The organism is Bradyrhizobium sp. I71 (assembly GCF_022354745.1).
GTDB lineage: Bacteria > Pseudomonadota > Alphaproteobacteria > Rhizobiales > Xanthobacteraceae > Bradyrhizobium > Bradyrhizobium liaoningense.
In genome coordinates this window covers 6,384,120-6,401,338 of the sequence record NZ_CP059398.1, presented here as the reverse complement: position 1 = coordinate 6,401,338, position 17,219 = coordinate 6,384,120, and the positions used below count along the sequence as shown (strand labels likewise).

General features: G+C 65.4%; 12 protein-coding genes and 1 pseudogene. 6 read left to right on the top strand and 7 right to left on the bottom strand.

All coding sequences use genetic code 11. From position 1 onward, the window contains the following. Position 1: 1 nt before the first annotated feature. From FJV43_RS30540 to FJV43_RS30525, 4 genes and pseudogenes are all read right to left on the bottom strand, one after another. Positions 2-1,189: a 2Fe-2S iron-sulfur cluster-binding protein gene (locus FJV43_RS30540; protein ID WP_239622728.1), complete on the bottom strand. Its 1,188-nt coding sequence runs from the start codon at positions 1,187-1,189 to the stop codon at positions 2-4. Then, positions 1,186-2,022, bottom strand: coding sequence for an FAD binding domain-containing protein (locus FJV43_RS30535; RefSeq protein ID WP_239622727.1), 837 nt, complete (start codon positions 2,020-2,022; stop codon positions 1,186-1,188). Before FJV43_RS30535 ends, FJV43_RS30540 begins: the two co-directional genes overlap by 4 nt. Next, positions 2,019-4,309: pseudogene (locus tag FJV43_RS30530) on the bottom strand (xanthine dehydrogenase family protein molybdopterin-binding subunit). Before FJV43_RS30530 ends, FJV43_RS30535 begins: the two are co-directional and overlap by 4 nt. 111 nt (positions 4,310-4,420) lie before the next feature. After that, entirely contained in the window at positions 4,421-5,698 is a 1,278-nt protein-coding gene (locus FJV43_RS30525) for an amidohydrolase/deacetylase family metallohydrolase (protein ID WP_239622726.1), read from the bottom strand. A gap of 187 nt (positions 5,699-5,885) precedes the next feature. Between FJV43_RS30525 and FJV43_RS30520 the strand changes: the two genes are divergently transcribed. Then, on the top strand, positions 5,886-6,380 hold the full coding sequence (locus FJV43_RS30520) for a MarR family transcriptional regulator (protein ID WP_239622725.1): 495 nt from the start codon (positions 5,886-5,888) through the stop codon (positions 6,378-6,380). Positions 6,381-6,646: 266 nt separating this feature from the next. Next, on the top strand, positions 6,647-8,065 hold the full coding sequence (locus tag FJV43_RS30515) for a cytosine permease (RefSeq protein ID WP_239622724.1): 1,419 nt from the start codon (positions 6,647-6,649) through the stop codon (positions 8,063-8,065). Positions 8,066-8,092: 27 nt separating this feature from the next. On the opposite strand, the gene treZ is transcribed toward FJV43_RS30515, so the two are convergent. After that, on the bottom strand, positions 8,093-9,922 hold the full coding sequence (gene treZ, locus FJV43_RS30510) for a malto-oligosyltrehalose trehalohydrolase (protein WP_239622723.1): 1,830 nt from the start codon (positions 9,920-9,922) through the stop codon (positions 8,093-8,095). 183 nt (positions 9,923-10,105) lie between these two features. Between treZ and FJV43_RS30505 the strand changes: the two genes are divergently transcribed. From FJV43_RS30505 to FJV43_RS30495, 3 genes are all read left to right on the top strand, one after another. Beyond that, positions 10,106-10,387, top strand: a complete 282-nt coding sequence (locus tag FJV43_RS30505; RefSeq protein ID WP_239622722.1) for a DUF3606 domain-containing protein — start codon at positions 10,106-10,108, stop codon at positions 10,385-10,387. A gap of 20 nt (positions 10,388-10,407) precedes the next feature. After that, positions 10,408-12,645, top strand: coding sequence for a glycogen debranching protein GlgX (gene glgX, locus FJV43_RS30500; RefSeq protein WP_239622721.1), 2,238 nt, complete (start codon positions 10,408-10,410; stop codon positions 12,643-12,645). Positions 12,646-12,928: 283 nt separating this feature from the next. Continuing rightward, positions 12,929-13,162, top strand: a complete 234-nt coding sequence (locus tag FJV43_RS30495) for a DUF3551 domain-containing protein (protein ID WP_239622720.1) — start codon at positions 12,929-12,931, stop codon at positions 13,160-13,162. 12 nt (positions 13,163-13,174) lie between these two features. Here the strand turns inward: FJV43_RS30495 and FJV43_RS30490 are convergent, their stop codons facing one another. Continuing rightward, positions 13,175-15,487: a TonB-dependent receptor gene (locus FJV43_RS30490; protein WP_239622718.1), complete on the bottom strand. Its 2,313-nt coding sequence runs from the start codon at positions 15,485-15,487 to the stop codon at positions 13,175-13,177. A 484-nt stretch (positions 15,488-15,971) separates the two neighbouring features. Here FJV43_RS30490 and FJV43_RS30485 point away from each other — a divergent pair, with 484 nt between their 5' ends. Further along, positions 15,972-16,181 carry a hypothetical protein gene (locus FJV43_RS30485; protein WP_239622717.1) on the top strand — a complete coding sequence of 70 codons (210 nt, stop codon included), beginning with the start codon at positions 15,972-15,974 and terminating at the stop codon, positions 16,179-16,181. Positions 16,182-16,207: 26 nt separating this feature from the next. On the opposite strand, the gene FJV43_RS30480 is transcribed toward FJV43_RS30485, so the two are convergent. Next, entirely contained in the window at positions 16,208-17,209 is a 1,002-nt protein-coding gene (locus tag FJV43_RS30480; protein WP_239622715.1) for a formate dehydrogenase subunit gamma, read from the bottom strand. Positions 17,210-17,219 lie beyond the last annotated feature (10 nt).

Sequence of the window (17,219 nt, the reverse complement as noted above, 5' to 3'; positions counted from 1 at the left end):
GTCACCCCGCCTCGCTCCGGCGGCCAAAGATGCGGGCGATCCGCGCGCGCAAGACGTCCGACGCGATCGACCAGAAGCTCAGCTCCGCCGGCGTTCCCGGTCCGGACGACACGCCAGACATCCGGCGATCGAGATTGGCGGCGAAGTCCGCAACCAGGCGTTTGGCGAGATCCCGCACCAGGCCGGGCCGGCCGATCTGGGCCAGCATTCCCGTGAGCGTGTAGCCGATCGACAGCTCGACCGCGGTCGCCGCGCCGCCTTCGAGCGGAAGCAGGCGATAACGGATCTCGCCTTGCGTCGCCGAATGGCTGCGGCGGTCGGTGCCGATGCCGACGATGCGTCCGGAGAGCGTCGCGGGATCGCGCTCGACGCGCGCGGCACCCTCGAAGGCCGCGGCGATCGGCCCGAGCTTCACCCGGATCGACCCCTCCACACGCTCCGGTATCGGCGGCGATGTCAGCGATACGCCAGGAAGGCAGGCGGCAATGCCCGCGATATCGTCGAACATCGCGAACACCTTTGCCGGCGCGTGCGGCAGCGTGAAGCGCTGGTCGAGCACGGTCGCCGGGGTGAAGTCGGGAATGGTGCCGCGCGCGACGCTCTCGGACGTCGGAGCCAGCACGGTGCGCGCAGGCTGCGAGTCGTATCGGCCGGATTCAGCTCGCCCCGAGCCGGCCGGACCGAGGACGGTCCTGCCGCCATCAGCCAGCGGCGCGATATTGCGCGCGCGTCTCGCCTCGATCACGGACTGCACCGCGCGCACGATGCCGACATAGCCGGTGCAGCGGCAGAGATTGCCGCTGAGACCGACGCGAATGCGCCGCTCGTCGGCATCGGGCAGACGCAGCACGAGATCGCGCGCGGAGACCAGCATGCCCGGCGTGCAATAGCCGCATTGCAGCGCATGCTCGCGGGTGAAGGCGGCGCGCAGCTCGGTCGTAACCTCGTCCTCGTCGAGGCCCTCGATCGTGGTGACGTCGGCGCCCTCGCAGGCCGCCGCATAGGTGATGCAGGAGCGCGCCGGCACGCCGTCGAGCAGCACGGTGCAGGCCCCGCAGACGCCGTGCTCGCAGCCGAGATGGGTGCCGGTCAGATCGAGCTTGTCGCGAACGAAATCGGCAAGGCTGGTGCGCGGCTCGGCCGACAGCTCCACAGCGCGGCGATTGACGTGAAGCGCGATCGTGCTCATGCCGCGGCCTCCTGGACGGAGCGTTTCAGCACGCTGACATGGATATGGCGCTGCGCGGCATCGTCGATGCCGGCCTTGGCCAGAACGGCGTCGGCAACGCGGACATCGAAGCGCTGCTTGTAGTCGGCCGTGATGCGGCCGCCGAACAGCTCGGCGGCGTCGGTGATGACGATGGGGGTCGTGTCGATCGCGCCGATCACGATGCGCGCCGAAGCCGCGGCGGGATCGATCAGGACCGCGCCGATGGCATGGGCGAACTCGCCGGTCTTGCGGCAGCTCTTGGCATAGCCCCAATGCGCCGAGGCCGATCGCGCCGGCACATGGACCGCTTCGACGATCTCGCCCGTGTGCAGCGCAGATTCCAGGGCGCCCACCACGAACGCCTCGACGGGCATCGTGCGTGCACCGCCAAGACTGCGCAACGTCACCCGTGCGCCCAAGGCGGCAAGGGCCGAAATCCAGTCCGCGGCGGGATCGGCATGGCTGAGCGAACCGCCGATCGTGCCGCGGTTACGCACGGCGCGATAGGCGATGTTGGCCGCCACGCCGCGCATGGCGCCGCGGGTCACGTCGACCGCGCGCCCGTCTTCGATATCGGCATGGGTGACCAGGGCGCCGAGCACGAGCTCGCCGCCGGAAATCTCGGCGCGCTTAAGCTCGGCGATGCTCGAGATATCGACGATCAGCTCCGGCTGCACCAGCCGCAGATTGAGCATCGGCCCGAGCGACTGGCCGCCGGCGATGATCTTCGCCGAGCCACTGCCGGCGGCCAGCATCGAGAGTGCTGCCGTGAGATCGCGTGGGCGTTCATAGGCGAAGGGAGCGGGCTTCATGCCGCACTCCTTTCGGCCGCGCGCGCGGCCAGCACGGCCGCGACGATCCGGTGCGGGGTGATCGGCGACTGCATCAGCTCGACGCCCAGAGGGCGCAGCGCGTCGTTGACGGCGTTGGCGCTCGCGGCCGGCGGCGCGCTCGCCCGCCCTCGCCGATGCCCTTCACGCCGAACTGCGTATAAGGCGACGGCGTCTCCATGTGGTCGAGGCGCGCGGCAGGAACCTCGGTCGGCCCGGGCAGCAGATAGTCGGCAAGTGTCGTCGCCAGCGGCTGGCCGGAGGCGTCGAACGGCATCTCCTCGTAGAGCGCGGTGCCTATGCCTTGCGCGAGGCCGCCATAGATCTGGCCGTCGACGACGAGCGGATTGACCAGCACGCCGCCGTCCTCGACGATCACGTAATCGAGGATCTCGACCTCGCCGAGATCAGGATCGACCGCGACCACCGCCGCATGCGCGGCGTAGCTGAAGGTACCGCTGTCGCGCACCGGCTTGTAGCCTTGCGTCACCTCAAGCCCGCCGGGATCGACGTCGGCCGGCAGATCCTGCGGGCGGCGGTACCAGGTGTGGGCGATCGCCTTCAGGCTGACGCTGCCATTGACGCCGCGCACTTCGCCATTCTGCAACACCACCGAAGCCGGATCATGCTGAAGCAGCTTGGCGCCGATGCGCCGGGCGCGTTCGCCGAGTTCGCGGCAGGCAGTGGCCACCGCGCCGCCCGCCATCACCATCGAGCGCGAGCCCCAGGTGCCGGTCGAATAGGGCGTCATCGCGGTGTCGCCGAGGATGATGCGGATCTTCGCGACATCCACCCCGAGGATCTCATGCGCGACCTGGGCGAGCGTGGTCTCCATCCCCTGGCCGTGCGAATGCACGCCGACGCGCAATTCGAGGCCGCCGTCCGGCGTCAGCCGCGCCGAAGCCTGCTCGTGGCCCGGCACCATCGGGATGCCCCAGCCGGAATAGACGGATGTGCCGTGCGCGGCCTGCTCGCAATAGATGGAGACGCCGACGCCGATCCGGCGGCCGTCGGCCTCGCCCTTGCGCTGGCGGCCGCGAATGGCATCGATATCGATCTGCGCCAGCGCGCGACGCATCGCCTCCGGATAGTCGCCGCTGTCGAAATGCTTCCTGGTGATGTTGTCGAACGGCATCTGCTCCGGCCGCACCAGATTGCGCAGCCGGACCACGCCGGGCTCGAGCCCGGCCTCCGCCGCCACGAGATCGAGCATCAATTCCAGCGCGAAGCAGACGCCGGTGCGCGCCACGCCGCGATAGGGCAGGATTGGACATTTGTTGGTGGCGACCGAGAAGGTGCGGCAGCGATAGGCCGGCATCTTGTAAGGACCCGGCAGGATGCTCGCGACCTGCGCGGCTTCGAGGCAGGCCGAGAACGGATAGGACGAGTAGGCGCCGGAATCCACCGTCGCCTCGCAATCGATGCCGCGCAGCGTGCCGTCGCCGTCGGCATAGACCGTGATCCTGTAATGGTGCTCGCGGCAATTGGAGCTGGCGACGAGATGCTCGCGGCGATCCTCGATCCAGCGCACCGGGTGGCCGCGCTGCATCGTCAGCCAGGACAGGCAGACCTCTTCGGGCAGCAAAATCCCCTTGTGACCGAAACCGCCGCCGACGTCGGGCGAGATGACGCGGATCTGTCCCTCCTCCATGCCGAGACATTCGGCAAGACCGCTGCGCGTGATGTGCGGCATCTGCGCTGCGGAGTGCAGCGTGAGCTGGTCGAGCCTCGGATCGAAGGTCGCGACCACGCCGCGGCCTTCGAGTGGCGACATGCACTGCCGCGCCGTCGAGATCTCGCGCGTCACCTTGATCGGCGCATCCAGCGCAGCCGAGATGTCGACCTCGTAGTTGGTCTCCAGGAAGACATTGTCGCCCCAATGCTCGTGCACCAGCGCCGAACCGGGCTCGCGCGCCCTCAGCATGTCGTAGACCGCGGGCAGCTCTTCGAGATCCAACGTCACGGAGGCCGCGATGTCCTCCGCTTCGGCGCGTGTCGGCGCAAGGCACATCGCGACGAGTTCGCCGACCTGCCGGACCTTGCCGGTGGCGAGCACCGGCTGCTCGGAAATCTTGAAGCCGGGAAGTCCCGAGACGGCGCGGATGGGCTTGATGCCGTCGAGATCGGCCGCCGTGAACACGTTGCCGCGATGGCGTTCAGGCACATGAATCCCGCGGATGCGCGCATGCGCCAGCGGGCTGCGCACGAAGGCGACGTCCTGAAGGCCGGCGAGCCTGATGTCGGCGACATACTGGCCGCGGCCGCGCATCAGGCGGTCGTCCTCCTTCCGAGGCAGCCGCGCGCCCACGCCCTGCCCGGACTTGCCCGAAGGAAATTCTCGCTCGTTGCGCACGCCGGCCTTCTCCTTCACCGCCCGCCCTTATGCCGCGACAGCTTGCGGCAGGATCGGCGCAACCGCGTCGAAGCGCGTGCCGGCGCGCAGGCAGAAGGCCGGCTGCAGCAGGCGCTCGGCGATCACCTCGTTCTTCTCATTGTCCTTGAGGACGAAGCGGCCGTTCTGTTCGGTTAGCACGGAGACGTCAGCATCCATGCCGACCCTGAGCGCGCCGATCTCCCCGCTGCGGCCGAGCATCCTGGCGGGATTGGAGGTGACCATCGGCACCACCTGCTCCAGCGACAGGCCGAGCGCCATCATCGAGCTCATCGCCTGGACCAGGCTGAACTTGGCCTGGCCCGCGAAGGGATGGTTCTCGTCGTCCTCATGCTGGTCGGGCGTCCCGGCCGGCGCGGGCACATGGGTGTTGTAGCCATGGATATCGGCGCCGAGCGTGGTCGGAACGATGCCGGCGGCGATCGCCTTCTTTGCCAGCCGGTAGGAGAAATGGCTGCCGTGACCGACATCGACCTTCAGGCCGCGGTCGAGCGCAGCCCGGATCACCGGATGCACCTCGCCCTCGCGATTGACGAAACCGCCGGGATGGCGCGTGAAGGGATGGGCGAGAATGTCGCCCTCGCGCAGGAGCGGAATCACGCGCGTCAGGATCGTGTCGGCATCCTCGCCATTGGCGCCGCTCTCGGGCAGGCCCCAGAGCTGGCCGAAATGCACGTAGACCGGCAGATCGGCGCGCTTGCCGATCTCCGCCGCCATCTCGATGACGCGGATGCCCCAGCGCGCGAAGCCGCCGATCTCGGCGTGAGCCTTGATGCCGCGCACGATGTCGAGATTGGCCGTCGCCGCCTTGACGGTCGCGTCGACGTCGACCCCGTCGGGGCTATAGAGCTGCGGATAGAAATGCCCCTCGAGTCCGCCGACGAGATAGGCGGACAGGAACGCGTAGACGCGCGAGGCGGCGGGCTCCGCGATGAAATGACGGAAGCCGGGCAGCGTCATGCAGGACGGACCGCCCTGGTCGACCAGCGTCGTCACACCCGACTGCACGCCGACCATGTCCGGATTCATGCCGAAGCGTCCGGAGACATATTGATAGACGTGGGCGTGCGTGTCGATCAGCCCGGGCAGCACCAGCTTGCCGCCAACGTCGACGACCTCCCGGGCGCTGGTCGGCAGAATGTCGTACGCGATCGCGGCAATCTTGCCGTTGCGGATCGCGACATCCTTGATGCCATCGACGCCGGAGGCCGGACAGATCACGCGACCGCCTCGCAGTAGAAGGTCGAAGCTGGCAGTGACGGACATGGCGCTCTCCTCTTCTTGCGAGGGCGACGGCTTCGTCCCCTCGAATTACGAAGCATGCTTCGTATCTTGACATTACGAAGCATGCTTCGCATTTTGACAAAAGCAAGCATCGTGCCATGATCCCGATGTGGCAGGCGCACTCGAATCGAGCTAAGCGCGGCAGGGTTTCGGCTTGGGAGAGTGTGCATTGCGGCAGGCGAAGACACGTCGCGGCGGGACGAGGCACCGCCCCTGGCCCTTGTCGGAACGGCCCGGATATCTGATCCGCCGGCTGCATCAGATTCACGTCGCGCTGTTTCAGGAAGCCTGCGGCGAATTCGAGGTCACGCCGCTGCAATACAGCCTGCTCTCGGCGCTGGCGGTGCGTGAAACCGCCGATCAGACCACTTTGGCGGCCGATATCGCCCTCGATCGCACCACGACGACCGGGGCCCTGAAGCGGCTTGCCGCCCGAAATCTGGTCGAACGTGCGGTGAACAAGGATGATCGCCGGGCCCGGCTGTGCCGACTGACACCGGCCGGAGCCGCGCTGCTGGTCAAGATCGAGGGCGGGGCGCGACGGGCGCATCGTGCGACGCTCGGCGATTTGAACCAGCGGGAACAGGCGCTTTTCATCGAGATGATGCAGCGCATCGTGGCCGGCCATCCCAGTCGCGACAGCGCTGCTGCCGTATTCGACTAGGAGCCAGTGCTGCGCTTTTGAGTTGGGCTGCTCAATTTATCATCGTACCGCTGCCCGGCCGAGCAACATCGCCCGCCTCTCGCCGGCGCGGCAGACATGCCGAAGCGTACTCACGCGCAAGATCGGCCAGCGCTTGAAAACGCAGTCGCATCCGGCGCGACGCGCATGGCTTCCGGCATCGCCGCCCGCCGGCTCGGCCGCTCCGCAATTCCATGGCACGATTTATGCTGCGGTGATGCGAAGCGTGCTTCGTATTGGGGGATACCATGACGGATTCCGAACTTCGCGCTGATATTCACAGCATTGAGCCGATTCCCGACGCGGACCGGGACTCCACCGGCCCGCAGCAGATGTGGATCTGGGCCGGCGCCAACATCGCGCCGGTCAACTGGGCGCTCGGCGCGCTCGGCATCATCCTCAAGCTCGGGCTGATGGAGACGATTGCGGTCATCGTGCTCGGCAACATCGTCGGCTGCGCGATCTTCGCAACCTTCACGGTGATGGGGCACAAGACCGGCGTGAACCAGATGGTGCTGAGCCGGTCCGCGTTCGGCGTACGCGGCGCCTATCTGCCGAGCATCCTAATGTTCCTGATGACGTTGGGCTGGATCGGCGTCAACACCTACTTCCCGGTGAAGGTCTCGATGGGCATCCTCGGCCAGTTCGGCGTGCCCGACACCTGGCCGGTCGAGCTCGTCGTCATCACGCTGGTGATGGCGGTGCAGGTGCTGATCGGGATCTACGGCTTCTACGCGATCCGCACCTTCGAGAAATACACGGTGCCGCCGACCATCGCCATCATGGTGCTGATGAGCGTGCTGGCCTGGACGCGGCCCGGCGTCGTCAACTGGAACCTGACCACCTCGCTGCCGCCCGGCGCGCATCTTGCGATGCTGACGATGCTGACGACCGCGATCGGTGTCGGCTGGGGGATCTCCTGGGTGACCTGGGCCTCCGACTATTCGCGCTTCGTGCCGCGCTCCACGCCATCGAAGGCCGTGTTCTGGTACAGCTATGTCGGCATGTTCGTGCCGACAGTCTGGCTCGGCATTCTCGGCGCGACCATTGCTTCGACGACGCTGGACACGGACCCAGCCAAGATGGTCAGCGCGGTGTTCGGCGGTCCCGTCAGCATTCTGGTCCTGTTGATGGTGCTGCACGGCCCGATCGCCACCAACATCCTCAACGTCTATTCGGCGGCGCTGGCGGCGCTGAGCGCGGGGCTGAAACTCTCGCGCTTCTGGCTCACCGTCATCGTCGGCGTCGCCGGCTATCTGGTTACCCTCTACTTCATCTTCGCGCCGTCGTTCGCGAAGGCGTTCGACCATTGGATGATCAGCCTGCTGTTGTGGATGAGCCCCTGGGCCGGCGTGGTGCTCGCCGACTTCTTCATCAAGCGCAAGGGCAGGATCGAGGTGGCCGAGCTCTATCGCTCGCCGGAGAGCAGCGCCTATGGCGACATCAACTGGGCCGGCATGATCGCCTTCTTTGCCGGCCTCGTTGCCGGCTGGCTGGTGCAGGACGGCCTGGTCAGCGCGCTGCAGGGGCCGATCTCGATCAATCTGCTCGGCGGTGCCGATCTGAGCTGGCTGTTCGGAATTGGCGTCGCAGGTCTCGTCTATCTTGCGCTCGGCAAGTTCGCGACCTCGCCGTCATCGGTCGTCGCGAGCAGTGCTGGCCGGTAGCAGGAGGACACGGACCGCGTCCAGCGATCAGTCCTTCTGGCGAAGTCTCACGATCATGTCGCCGGGCACGAGTGCTTCGGCGGCATGGGGGTGCAGTCGCCACAGGCTTTCGCCCTCGACCAGCGGCGGCATGGGAAGCGCGTGGCCGGCGAAGTTGACGACAATCTGCAGAACGTCGCCCCTCTCCGTCTGCCAGCGCACATCCGCGCCGCCCATGTGGGGATCCGCGCCGAGCAATTGCCGCTGCGCGGAAACAAACCCCCGTTTGATGAGCGGCACGATCTTCTCACGCCGTATCGTCAACAACCGCGCTGTCAGCGCTCGAAACCTCGCGCCGGCAGGAGATTGGTCGATGCTCGTCCAGTCCAGCTTGGAGACCAGGAAGGTTCCTTCGTCGCACGGGTCCGGAATTCTTGCGCGCGTTTCGGGGGCTGCGAAAGCCTTGAAGTGCGAAAACTCCCTGCGGCGGCCGTCCCGCGTCAGCTCGGCCGCTTCGCCCGTCCAGTCCGCAAAGAACAGGAAGGGCGTGTCGGCGGCGGCTTCCTCACCCATGAACAGCATCGGAATATGCGGGCTCAGCAGAACCAGCGCCAGGGCGAGCTCCAGCTTCTCCGGGCCGACCAATCGGGAGAGCCGCTCCCCGAAGGCGCGGTTGCCGACCTGGTCGTGGTTCTGGGCGAAGAAGATGGTCGCTTCGGGCGGCAGATGAGCACTCGGCTCGCCGCGCGGCTCCTGGTGCAGAGGAAAGACTTCGCCCTGATAGGCAAAGCCCTCGGTCAGGGATCGCGCGAGATGTTCGAGCGGCTTGTCTGCGAACGCCCGGTAATAGCCTTCGTCCTCGCCCGTGAGCAGGACGTGGAGCGCGTTGTGAAAATCGTCGCCCCACTGCGCGTCGTAATACCTCGCCCGTCCCTGCGAACGCGCGAGCAGGTGCGCCTGATTGGCCTCGTTCTCCAGCATCAGATGGACGTGCCGGCCCACCAGCTGACTGCGCACGGTCTCGGCCAGCTCGATCAGGAAATGCCGCTCGGAATCGTCCTTCAGCGCGTGGACCGCGTCGAACCGCAGACCGTCGAACCCATAGTCGCGCAGCCACATCAGGGCATTCTCGATCAGGAACCCGCGCACGCACGCGCCGTCTGGCCCTTCGAGATTGACGGCAGGCCCCCAGCCGGTGGTGTGGCGCGGGTTGAAAAAGCTTTCCGCATAGGAGTGCAGATAGTTCAGCTGCGGCCCGAAATGATTATAGACGACGTCGAGATAGACCATGATGTCGAGAGCATGCGCGGCCTGCAGCAGCCGCTTGAGATCCTCTGGCCGGCCATAGCGGGCATTCGGCGCGTTCAGGAGCACGCCGTCATAGCCCCAATTGTGCCGGCCAGGGACGTCGTTGAGCGGCATCAGCTCGATGGCGGTGATACCGAGATCGCGCAGATAAGGCAGCCTCTTCTCGACGCCGGCATAGGTGCCCTCCTCGCTGAAGGTGCCGACATGCAGCTCGTAGATCACGGCTTCCGCCCAGGGACGGCTCGGATAGAGAACCGGGTCCCTCAGCGCGGTCGTATCGATCACCTCGCTGGACGCACCGACATCGTCCGGCTGGAAGAACGAGGCGGGATCGGGGACGACGAGGTCTTCGTTGATCCTGAACTGATAGCGCGTGCCGGCGCGCGCGGTTGGGCTCAGCAGCTGATACCAGCCGTCGTCATCCCGCGGCATCCTGCGGGACGGCTGGCCGACTTCGAGCAGTTCGACCGATCGGGCCGTGGGCGCCCATAGGTTGAACGAGACCCCGTGATCGACGATCTGAGGACCATGGCGCCGACTTTGCTCGGCCGTTCCCAATCTGTGCCTCAAACCCGTCCCCTTTCACCCGCATGCCCCGCGCCTCGGCGTGCTTTGTGATCGCTTGCATCGTCCGGACCACAAAGCGGAGCCGCGTGCGTTCGTTCCTCCACGCGTCGACGCCGGACATTTGCAGCACATGGGGGAACGGAATCAGCGGCGCGACGGTTACCCTCGTACACAGGAGCTGTCGCCATGCGCCGCCCGAAACCGCAAGCCATCCGCAACAAGCTGGACCTGACCGACCGCACCCAGGTGCGCCTCCTCAGGAAGCGCCTCGGACTGTCGGACGCGGAGCTGACCGCGATCGTCGGGCGGATGGGCAACTCGATTCCGGCCATCAGCAAGGAAGCAGCTCAGCAAAGAGCCAACGCGCTGTCCAAGCCGGCGGACGTGGCGCCTGCCGCCGTGATCGCTTCGGCGACCGCCAGCGAGCAGACGACGGCCGAGGTCGCAGCGACCGCGCCGTCATCCTGACGGACTATTCGGGGGGAAGGATGGACCAAACAGTACATTCAGACGACGCCCTGACGCGGGCGGCCTTAAGCCTGCGCCGCACCCGGATCACCGAGGGCAGGCCGTTTCCGCTCGGCGCCACCTGGGATGGGCTCGGCGTCAACTTCGCGCTCTTTTCGGCCCACGCCACCAAGGTTGAGCTCTGCCTGTTCGACGACACCGGTGAAACCGAGCTCGAGCGCATCGAGCTTCCCGAATATACCGACGAAGTCTGGCACGGCTATCTGCCCTCCGCCCGCCCCGGCACCGTCTACGGCTACCGCGTCCATGGCCCTTACGAACCCGACGCCGGCCACCGCTTCAATCCCAACAAGCTCGTGCTCGATCCCTACGCCAGGCAGCTGGTCGGCCAGCTCCGCTGGGGACCGGAGCTATTCGGCTACCGGCTCGACCATGCCGACAAGGATCTCTCCTACGACGAACGCGACAGCGCGCCGTTGATGCAGAAGTGCCGCGTGATCGATCCCGCCTTCACCTGGGGCGCAGCGCGCAAGCCGGAAGTGCCTTGGGAGCGGACGATCGTCTACGAGATGCACGTCAAGGGGTTTACCCAGCTGCATCCGCTGGTGCCGGAAGCCGACCGCGGCACGTTCTCGGGCCTGGCACATTCCGAAGTCCCGGCCTATCTACGCTCGCTCGGCATCACCAGCGCCGAGTTGCTGCCGATCCATGCCTTCGTCGACGACAGCTATCTGGTCGAGAAAGGCCTGCGCAACTACTGGGGCTACAATTCCATCGCCTTCTTCGCGCCTGATCCGCGTTACCTCAAGACGCCGTCCGCGAACGAGTTCAAGGCCATGGTCAACCAGTTTCACGCCCATGGCATCGAGATCATTCTCGACGTCGTCTACAATCACACCGCGGAAGGCAACGAGCTCGGCCCGACCCTTTCGTTCAAGGGCATCGACAATGCCAGCTACTACCGCCTGCTGCCGGACAAGAAGCGCTACTACATCAACGACACCGGCACGGGGAACACCGTCAACCTTTCGCATCAGCGCGTGCTGCAACTCGTCGCCGATTCCCTGCGCTACTGGGCGACCGAGATGCGGGTCGACGGCTTCCGTTTCGACCTCGCCACCATTCTGGCGCGCGAACCGTATGGCTTCGATGAGGGCGGCGGCTTCCTCGACGCCTGCCGCCAGGATCCCGTGCTCTCCAGCGTCAAGCTGATCGCAGAGCCCTGGGACATCGGGCCCGGAGGCTACCAGGTCGGTCAGTTTCCGCCCGGTTGGGCCGAGTGGAACGACAAGTTCAGGGACACGGTGCGCACCTTCTGGAAGGGCGACCCGGGCACGCTGGCCGACTTTGCCAAGCGCGTATCGGGATCCGGCGACCTCTTCAACAAGCGCGGGCGGCGGCCCTGGGCCAGTGTCAACTTCGTCACGGCCCATGACGGCTTCAACCTGAACGATCTCGTCTCCTACAACGACAAGCACAACGAGGCGAATGGCGAGGACAATCGCGACGGTCACAGCAACAACCATTCCTGGAACTGCGGCGCCGAGGGGCCGACCGACGACCCTGAGATCACCGCGCTGCGCGAGCGCCAGAAGCGGAATCTGCTGGCGACGATGCTGCTCTCCCACGGCACGCCGATGCTGCTCGCCGGCGACGAGTTCGGCCACACCCAGAATGGCAACAACAACGCCTACGCCCAGGACAACGAAACCACCTGGCTCGACTGGATGGGAATCACCGCGAACGGCCGCAGCCTTCGCGAATTCGCCCGCAAGCTGATTGCGACCCGCAAGGCGTTTCCGATCCTCTACCGCAGCCGCTTCCTGGTCGGCTCGCACAACGAGGAACTCGACGTCAAGGACGTGACCTGGCTGTCGCCATCCGGTGAGGAGATGACGACCGAGCAATGGCAGGATGGCAATGCCAAATGCTTCGGGATGCTGCTCGACGGACGCGCGCAGGAGACCGGGATCAAGCGTCGGGGCTCGGATGCGACCATGCTGCTGGTCTACAACGCGCATCATGACGTCGTGAACTTCACCCTGCCGGAGGTCACCGACGGGCGCAGCTGGCTGGGCCTGATCGACACCAATCGGCCTGAGGCGCCCACGACCGAGTTCGAGTTCGGGCACGCCTACGCGGTGACCGGGCGATCCCTGCTGATGTTGGGCCTTGCCAACGATAACATCGCGACGCGCCGCCTGCGGCAGGGTCTCGGCGCCCTGCTGGACATCGCCGACACACCTCTGCCGGGCTAAAGCGCGCTGCGATCGGGATGAATCGTCATCGCGCTTCAGGTTGTTGTTCAAGCATGATCTTTTCGGAAAATCGCTGCGCACTTTCCCGCATCATGCTTTAGACTGTCGTCCGCAGCGCGCCATTGGACTGCGGGATGCCGGGGATCATGATGGTGAGGTCTCCGAGGCGGAGCACTGATCAGGCATCTTCCTTCCGGTTGGGGCGTCGCTGCAACCATCCTGCGCGCCGGGCTTTGGAACGCCCGGTCACGAGCCGCGTTCAGTGTCGAAATTGGAGGTTTTGATGAGACCTTTGTTGATAGCTGCCGCCGCGCTGTCGATCCTGACGAGCTTCGGGTTTTCGAGCGCCGCCGTGGCACAAGATCGCTACTGCCTCCAGGGCCGGATCTGGGGCTATCCAGGCAACTGCCAGTTCGCCAGTTACGCTCAGTGCATGGCAACCGCATCGGGAACGAACGCCTATTGCGGCATCAATCCCCGCTACGCCTATGCGCGCCGTTATAGAGGATACCGGTGACTTCCAGGCTGGCTAAAACGTCCCCGCCACAGTGACCCTGAACGTCAGCGGCTCCACCGGGTGCAGCACGTAATCCATCACGCCGTTCTGGCAGACCGCCGTTGGCGCTGTGCCTGATGTGCAGAGATTGTAGAGCGAGTCGGTCTTGAGCAGCGCCCCATAGGCATAGGTGATCTGGTTCGCCTTCGTGTTGAAGAGGTTGAGCACGTCGAGCTGGATGCGCCAGCCATTGTCGATGCGATAGCCGAGGCGACCGTTGAAGATGCTGGTCGCAGAGGAGCGGAACGCGTTGTCCTCCGTCAGCGGGCTCGAGGCCAGATAGCGCCAACGCACGGTTCCGAACCAGCCGGCCTTCTCGCCCAGCGTGACGCCGGCTGACGCCACCATCGCCGGTGCGTTCGGAATGTAGTTGCCTGGGGCATTGCCGATCTGCGCCTCGGGATAGCCGGCAAGCGAGGCATAGACCTCCGCCTGCTCGCTGTCATAGCCGCGAAACCGCGCATGCGTCATTGCAAGATCGGCGTCGATGTCGATCCAGGACCGTGGCCGGTAATGGTTGGTCCACTCGAAGCCGTAGCGGCGGCTGGCGCGGGTTGCCGAGGTATCGCCGGCATCGCCGGAGAACAGGATCTCGGAATCCTGATCCAGGATGAAGAGGCTGAGCGAGGTGTCGAGGCCCGCAACGATCCTGCTGCGGACGCCGACCTCCGCGCCTCTGGTCCGCACCAGCAGCGGCGACGGCGTGAGCCTTGTCGCGGGATCGGCCGGATCTTCAGTCGTAGTCGCGCCGCGGGCGTCGTTCGAATGCATGCCGTAGCCGGCACCGAGGAAAAATTCGGTCTGGTTGAACGGACCAAGCACCATCCTGAATTTCGGGCTGCCGAGCGCGGCATCGGCGCGGCCGGAATTGGCGCTGTTGAACAGCGAGGTGACATCAGCGGCATAATAGTCGCCGCGCCAGCCCACCGTCGTCCTGAGCCAATCGGTCCAGCGCACCGTGTTTTCGGCATAGACCCCGACGCTGCCCTCGCCGACCTTGTCGCTGCGCACGTTGGAGAGAAAGCTGCGCTGGAACGTGTCGGTGAGCGCGAGGTCGATCGCATCATAACGCGATTGCAGGCCGACCGTGGTCTGCGTCGGCAGGCCCGCGAATGAACCGTTCAGCGTACGCGAGACGTTGGCGCCTGCCATCAGGCGGTCGTCGTGCTGGTGGAACTGGTCGCCGAGCACGGGATCGTCGAGGAAGTAAGTGAAATTGTTGAAGAGGTCGAGCTGGCTCTTCACCACATAGGCATTCGCCTTCCACGACCCGAGATCGTCGCTCTGCGCGATGCGGCCCGACAGAGCAAAACGGTTGGTGTTGCCGCCGTCGGTCGGATCCTCCGAGCCAAAACGATCGAGCAGGCCGCCCGTGATGGCGCGCTGCGGCACCTGGTCGGTCGAATTCCATCTGTTGACGTAGGCCATGCCGGTGACGGACAGGCCGTCGGTCGCAGTGCCCTGGCTGTAGCGCACGAGCCCGTTGAGCTTTCGCACATTGTCCGGATTGTCCCAAGGGCCGTTGTAGGTCCCAACTTCGCCGGCCACCAGCAGCGAACCGTCACCGACTTTTGCGGAATCCATGCCGAGCAGGCGGCGATAGCCGAAACTGCCGACCGTCACCTGCGCGAGTCTCCTGGTGCGGTCGATCAGACCGATATGAACGCTTCCGACCGAGGCGAAGTCGCCTTCGTCGGCGAAATAAGGCCCCTTGCGCACGTCCATGACGGCGACGGTTTCCGGGATCAGCCAGTTGAGATCGGCATAGCCCTGGCCGTGCGCGTGGGTGCGCATGTTGACGGGGACGCCGTCGACCGTGATCGCAAGATCCGTGCCGTGGTCGAGATTATAGCCGCGCAGGAAATACTGGTTGGCTTTGCCCTCGCCGGAATGCTGCGTCACGATCAGACCCGGGACGGCTTCGAGCACCTCACCCGGCCGCGAGACCGGGCGCGCGTTGATCTCATCGCCGGAGACGGTGATCTCGCTGGCCATGCCGGCCTCGCCCTTTGCACCCGAGCCGGCACTGCGCGCATCCGACGCCTGCGTCGGTACAGGATACAGGAAGATGCGGTGACTGGCCGCAGCCGGTCTGCCGGTGCGGCGCGATGCGGCCGGCCTCTTGCGCCCCGGCGTCTCGCTGCCACTGACCTGGACCGGCGGCAGTTCGCGTGAGGCGCTATTGCTCTGCGCAAGGGCGCGGCCGTCATCGGCAAGCAGCGCCAGGGCCGAGAGTGCCGTCAGCGCGCCGCCACGACGGCCGGACTTAGGCCGTCTCAGTCGCATCGGCGCATTCCAAAACCTTCGTCCCGGCAGTCCCGGGCTCGACCGCCCGCAAATTCCGCCTCGCCGCCCGCTCCATCAGCCCCGCCTTTACAGTATGACGTTTATCAAACTTTCTCATACTGACAAGAGCAAGAGCCGGACCACTTTCGACCTCACGGCCGAACGCCGACAAAACGGAAGCCAAATGGCTGCTCTAATGGAGGAATTCCGCGCCGGCCCTTGACGACGCCGGGGCGGGACGGAGCGCTTCTATTGGCAAGCTGATATCCACTCTGACGAGCAAGTTGACGGCTGGCAGGGGCTCACGGACATGCCCGCCGCACCATCCGATCTGAGGATGGATTGCATGTTGATGCCGCAAGTGCCGGCCGCCTCCAGAGCAGCTCGGTTTCAACGGTGGTGGAACCGATCGCTGTGAAGTGGCTCACATGCGGCCGGACAATCTGGATGTATTGGTCGTGCCGGGTGGAGATGGCAGACGGAGATGCGCATGAAACCCCTCATGCTTTCGCTCATTGCAGCCATGCTTCTCGCCGGTGCGGCCAGCAACATGTTCAGGTCGCATGCCGTTCTACATTTCGGTCAGCACGGCATGGCGTCCATTCAAGACATGCAGACCGGCCAGGCAAACAAGCTTCCCGAGCAGGAGCTGCAGGACCGCTCCGTCTTGTTTGCGAAAGAGCCGGCTCAGTAGGCTGGAGCGCCCACGTCGGACTCCGCTTATTCGGCCGCGGCCGTTGCGGGTTGCGGTTGTCCGTCGTTCGGTCCGGTTCGCGCCTTCTGCTCGTCGAGCCAGAGGCTATGGTGCTCGCGAGCCCAGTTGACGTCGACTTCGCCCGAGCCCATGGCCTCGAACGCGCCTTCCATTCCGATGGTGCCGATATAGATGTGCCCGATCATGGCCGCGACGAACAGGACCGCCACGATGGCGTGGACGATCTGGGCCACCTGCATGCCTTCGATCCCCGTGCCGTAGAACGGAAACATCAGCGCATAGCCTGACGCTGCAACGAGACCGCCGCCGAGCACGACGATCCAGTAGATCATCTTCTGGCCGCCGTTGAACCGATAGGCCGGCGGATGATCATGCCCGATCAGGCCGCCACCCCGCCTGGCCCATTCGATATCCACCTTGCCGGGAATATTGCCGCCGATCCACATCAGGAAGATCAACACGACCCCCAGCGTGAACGGAAAACTCAGATAATTGTGGGCGTATTTGGCCCATTGCGACCATTCGGAGAAGGCCTCGAAACCGATCAGCGGCAAAAGCAGCTGCCGGCCAAAGGTGACGTTAAGGCCGGAGATCGCCAGGATGATAAAGCAGGTTGCCGTCATCCAGTGTACGAAACGTTCGAAACCATTGAAGCGCACGATGGTGCGGCCCGAGCGGCCGCTCTCCAGCCGAACCATGCCGCGGGTGAGATAGAAGATCATTATCAGGGCGATCATGCCGATGATGGCAACGCCGCCGATCCAGGGCAGCGTCACCATGCGGAATTCCCGCCATTCCCGCCCCTGCGGCTGCTCGAGAACGCGGGAGCGCTGGTCGGGAATGCTGACGCGGCCCTGGATCCGGTTGAGCTCCTGCAGGAGCTGCTGCTCCTTGACCGCGCTCGCGGTCGGATTGACCTGCTGAGCGCTCGCGGGCACCGCCGTCACCAAAAGAAACAGCGCCCAGGCGCCAAACGCCAGACGAATGAACCTTGCAAACGACGCCATCACGTCCTCC